Below are 4,506 nucleotides of genomic sequence, written 5' to 3' on the forward strand. Positions count from 1 at the left end.
GCGTCCATCCACTTGTACCCTTTGGTCCCTGTAACGGCGTAGTACTTGTCGTCCTTGACCCGATAGAGAGTTCCGCCTCCTTCCATAACAGGTACAAAGCGACCAGTGCGGCCAAGATGACGCATATTACGATAAACAAGAGCTTCATCTTTTTCATGATCATCTTTGTCAAGGTACATAGTCCCTTGAACAACACTTCGGCCTTCGCATAGATCGTTGAAAGTGATTTCTTCACCAGAGAACAGCGTCTTGAAGACGTATGGATGTTGGAATTGAGATCCTACGGCCGTCCATTCACTACCTGTTCTAGCAATATAAACCGCGTCATTCACGAGACAGAACTTGTCATAGGTTACTTCATGTTCGAAATCATACTGATACATGGATCCCAAAGTTTTAACATCAACAATAGCCTGGTCTGTGGCATTTGGAATCTTCACTGAATCGGTCTTGATGTGAACTACCTTATGGCCCAACTTAATCAATTCGTTCTTCAGATCGATCATGAAGAGAGCGCCACGCTTGGCGACGATGTTATCCTTGTTCCTGATATCACGGAACGGATTATCGAATTTGGCCGACGTCAAGCCATAGACGATGACGAGCGCAATTCGCAGAGCATAGGCCAGCTCCGTACCATGTCTCTCTCCGACTTTGTCTTCCTCTGCCCCTACAAGAAACGGCTCGAGTCTCCCATCCAGCATCTTGCGCGCTTCATCGTATTCCTGATTTTTGATCGCTATCCGGGCTTTTGTAAGTTCGTTGTATTTAGTCGTGTACTTACCGAATAGATTCAGGACCGCAATACTTCTCGGATGCATAGAAACCACGTCAAGAACAGCCACATTCTCGTAAATTCCTGGCTCGGCGTAGACATATCCACCCTCTCCTGGATCTTCTCCACGGTAAGAGCTCTTTCCTGAGTCGAAGACATAACCTGGAAACTCCTTACTTAGATCTGTATAAACGAAATGACGTTGAGGATTCTTATCGTCGCCGAATATGATCTTCGCAGTATGCTTTTGCGTCGGATCATTTATCGCAAGTCCACTGAGCTCAGCCAATATCTGACGAGCTGTAAAATCGGCTTTGCGATCTTCGAGCACGGCCTCAGTTGCTCGAACATCGTTGCAACAGTATTCGACTACTCTCGGCCAATCCTTTTCGTCTACAGGGTCGTCCCAGGGAATGTCTAATTCCATATGGTGTACCCCTAGATCTATCTCGAACTTCTTTAATCCTTGCTTGATAGAGCTGAAATCCCAAATATCGGCATAAGAGAGATTGTACGCCTGGGCGAATCGGACATTCTGATTGCCATCGACGATCATCTTCTGGCTGAGCACGAACAATTGCTCGGTTGAGTAGCCCATAGACGCTGCGTAGAGAATATGATTGTCATACCTGCGGTTATAGAAACCAACGAGTTTCAGTTTGAACAATGCCTCGACCTCATGGGGCTTTGGATTGATCATCCTGACAATGTTGTCATCGCCGCGAAACTTCCAGCAAATGACAAACAGGTTCTTGTAGACTTCGACGTCGAATATGGCCATCCGATCGTCGTCTACTGTTATGCCTCTATCAGACCCAACTTCTGGATCTGACTGAAATTTCATTGTCTGTACGGTCTTCAAACATATAGAAGCTTGATGCGTACTGTTATTGGCGAAAGCAAGAATCCTGGGACGCAAGTCAGTTACGTCGTATTTCATTCCCGATTCGTACGCATCATCAAGAACCTTGGCTATGAAATCAACCGATGGCTTCGTGCCTGGGTGAACTTCTTTTCTCAGATTCCTTTCTATCAGATCTCTAAGGCCCTTTTCACTTGTAATAGTCTTGGCCTTGAGCATCTTCTCCTTTTTCTGCTTCTGGGGCAGTCCACCGCTCAACTCTGCAATAGAGACGGCGTTACATCGCGTCAGCTTTCTCCGAAGCGACGCATCTCCCGTGAAGACTTTGATCTCGATCCCATCAGAGTACGTACTCGCGAGACTAGTGATGTCTCCTTTGTATTGATAATGGAGATGGACTCCTTTTCCCGACTTGCTGAGCTCAGCATACGTTGCTGGCCACTGCGATGCTGCTTCGAGGTTTCTTTCAAGTGCTTTGTGACCGTTCTGCTCCTTTAAATCGAAGTCAATAACGATGTGGTTTTCAGGCACCTTTACGAAATGTACCTTAGACGTGTCAATGTCTATTAGTTGGGTACTTACTTTTTCCCACTTCTTCTCAGGCACATCAGTTTCAGACGCCACTTGCGCAGGTTGATTGGCAAATTCCTTGTCAAATAATGACTCGGTTTCCTCCATGACCAGCGAAAATGAGGCTGAATCGTCTTTCTGCATCTTGAACTTCTCGGCATTGAACCCGCAGTAGAGGCTCCGTACACGTTCTCCATCTACCTCACCTCGATCCTTGAAGTCGTCGAAGTAGTTGCGGAGCTCCTCACGCATCTTGTACTGTGGTAGTGGACGGTCAATACCGTTTTCAGCGCAATATTCTTTGTACAGTAAATATGCTTTGCTCAAGGTTATGGAATCTTTGGCCTTGAACAGATCATAATATGCCTCTATGAAATTGAAGAAGACATCTGTCTGCAACATCATCTCAAGAGGTCTGTAATTGTTGTAATAATTCTTGCCCATCTCCAAATATACTCTTTGGCAATGAGCAGCTATGGCGCCGAGCTCGAATTCGATCTGGCTCATCAGCGTGTTATAGTGTCTTACCGGAATTCTCACCCCGGTAGGATGAACATCGATCAGCCTGCGTATGATCCCAGACTTTGCATCCGCAATCTTTACAGGCTGATTTGATCCGATGAACAGCATGGCGTCAGCACGAGATGTATAACTCGGCTTGTACTTCTCATTCATCGTCATCTGTTCATGAGCGATAATTGAATTCAGCCGAGTATTGTCGTCAATTCGCGACAAGTCACCATCATGCTGAATGGCGACTAATGGATTGTGTTTAAAAGCTTCCGTAGCAAATGTACTATCCCCACGACCCAAGGCCTTACCATCAAACGAAGTTGTGTATCCTTCAAACAACTTTTCGATGATATTGAGGATTGTCGATTTCCCGGAACCGGCAGGTCCATAAAATACAATGAACTTTTGAATCTTCTTAGAATCCCCTGCAACTATGGATCCGATTGCCCATTCGATCTTGGCCCGTTCTTCAACAGAATATAGAGTACCGACCAACTCTTCCCAAGCTGAAATATCACCTTCTTCCAAAGCATAAGACAAAGTACGACTTACGTAATCTTTCTTCCTTACTTTGTCATCGGCAAAGGTGATCTTGGTGTCCAACGAATGACTGTTATCACTGATCTGTGTTATGAATTTTTTGAACTGCGCCCAGACATTACTATTGAATGAACGCATCTTCTTTACTCGATAACGAATCCCAGTCTCTGAAAACAGTCTATCCGCTTCTTGTTGTAGTTCTTCGTCTACAAGCCGTTGTACATCATACTCATCACGAGACCATAAACCGCGTTGTTCATCCCATATGGCGTAAAAGCTTCGTCCTTGAATCATCAGATCCTGAGAACGACCTACCATGAAGTCAGGATATAACTCCATGGTGTGGTCTTTGGTTTCTCTGGTTAGGATCTGATAGAAGTCCACTCAGCTCCTTCATTGCTTGGTCCCTAGATAGGAATTTTTTCGTTGATATAAGCGTGCATCTGATACCAAAGCTCTACCTTGGTTTGATCCTCCTTTGTTTCATGAAGCGGGAAGAGACCGCCTTCACCATTTGGTGCATAAGTTCGCCATACAAAAGTTTCAAGAATGTCTTCAACTTGATTTTCTTTCCTAAATGAAATTGGATCAGGAAACTTGTTTAATTTGAGATTCTTGATGAATATCCACATCCATTCGTGACTTTCACCACTACTAACCCAAGCTGCCCGGCGGGAGAGAGCCACAAGTACCTCAAGGATTGAGACCCCGTTTTGAGGTAATGGATGACCCTCTCCCCAGAATTCCCGCCGAAGATCCCAAGCATCTCCAACACGATTATCATCATTGGGAATAAACCAGACAAATTCGCGACGGTGCATACATCGGAATAAGTCTTCGAACGTCCTATGAGTTCTACCGGTATCGATCTGAGCGATTAACCAGTCGAAATATCCTTCATTGAACAGTTTCGTCATCATCAAATCTACGGTTAGGACGTCGTCTAACGTCAGCCGAATGTCTGATAGTTGGATTGATCGTTTCAAAGTAACTTCCCCTGTCACGAACAACTTCGATGTCCATACCAAGCTCTTCATTACGAATATAAACGACGTTGGGGTCTTGTGAACCGTGACCCCATTTGCCCAGATTCCCAAGGCCAATGACTCTGTCCATATCATCGACAGTTGTGTCTCTTGAGTCCGACAACACATCATCCATCTCGTAATACGTGTATGTCGTTTGATCGTGGCTTAGGGGGTTTTCCCTGAACTCATCGATATGGATTATGTATGGAACGTCTTTA

3 protein-coding genes are annotated in these 4,506 nt (G+C 45.1%); all 3 read right to left on the reverse strand.

Translation table 11 applies throughout. The annotated features are described in order from the left end of the window. On the reverse strand, positions 1-3,644 hold a 3,644-nt coding region (locus VH187_RS19995; RefSeq protein ID WP_329703194.1), incomplete at its 3' end, for a DUF5906 domain-containing protein. A 23-nt stretch (positions 3,645-3,667) separates the two neighbouring features. Continuing rightward, a complete protein-coding gene (locus VH187_RS20000; protein ID WP_329703195.1) occupies positions 3,668-4,180 on the reverse strand; it encodes a hypothetical protein in 513 nt (170 codons plus the stop codon). Then, a partial coding sequence (locus VH187_RS20005; protein WP_329703196.1) for a hypothetical protein occupies positions 4,158-4,506 on the reverse strand: 349 nt, incomplete at its 5' end. The genes VH187_RS20005 and VH187_RS20000, both read right to left, overlap by 23 nt.

Origin of the sequence: Scandinavium sp., assembly GCF_036271055.1 — a bacterium.
GTDB lineage: Bacteria > Pseudomonadota > Gammaproteobacteria > Enterobacterales > Enterobacteriaceae > Scandinavium.